Origin of the sequence: Streptomyces sp. AHA2, assembly GCF_036857595.1 — a bacterium.
GTDB lineage: Bacteria > Actinomycetota > Actinomycetes > Streptomycetales > Streptomycetaceae > Streptomyces.
Genome location: NZ_JAUQWJ010000057.1, coordinates 1 through 912, shown reverse-complemented (window position 1 = coordinate 912; position 912 = coordinate 1). Strand labels below are relative to the sequence as shown.

The 912-nt window shown below is 70.3% G+C and carries 1 protein-coding gene; it reads left to right on the top strand.

Features of this window, described 5'->3' with window-relative positions:
* Positions 1 to 94: 94 nt before the first annotated feature.
* Positions 95 to 912 (top strand): IS481 family transposase (locus tag Q5694_RS34775; protein ID WP_333937516.1); only part of this gene is annotated, 818 nt, incomplete at its 3' end.

Below are 912 nucleotides of genomic sequence, written 5' to 3'. Positions count from 1 at the left end.
GATCACGAGCGTTGCTGACACTGGCGGGTCTTGAACATGGCGAAGACCTCCGATGTGGTGGAGCTGTCTAGGAACACACCGCACGGAGGTCTTCGTGTCCCACCGTAATGCCCGGCTGACCGTTCATGGCAGGCGGTTGCTCGTCGAACGTGTCCGCTCGGGCCGTCCTGTCGCTCATGTGGCCGCCGAGATGGGCATCTCGCGGGCCACGGCCCACAAGTGGATCCGCCGCTGGCGTCAGGAAGGCGGGGCCGGGCTTGTTGACCGTTCCAGCAGGCCGCACCGGACACCGCACCGCACCCCGGCGACGGTGGAGGACCGGGTATGCCGGCTGCGGCGGGACCGCAAGCTCGGCCCGGCCCGCATCGGCCCGGTCCTGGGCCTGCCCGCATCCACCGTGCACCGCGTCCTGACCCGTCACGGCCTCAACCGCCTGGCCTGGCTGGACCGGCCCACCGGCACCGTGATCCGCCGCTACGAACGCGACCGCCCCGGCGAACTGGTCCACGTCGACGTCAAGAAACTCGGCCGCATCCCCGACGGCGGCGGCCACAAGGTCCGCGGCCGCGACGCCGGCCGGCCGATCCGCGGCATGGGCTTCGACTACATCCACTCCGCCGTCGACGACCACACCCGCCTCGCCTACAGCGAGATCCACCCGGACGAGAAGGTCGCAACCTGCGCGGGCTTCCTCACCCGCGCAGCCGCTTTCTTCCACGCCCACGGCATCACCCGCATCGAGCGCGTCCTCACGGACAACGCCTGGGCCTACCGCAAGGGCCTGGCCTGGAAAGACGCCCTCAACCAGCTCGGCGCGACCGGCAAGCTCACCCGCGCCTACCGCCCGCAGACCAACGGCAAGGTCGAACGCTTCAACCGCACCCTGCTCGACGAATGGGCCTACCTGCGGCC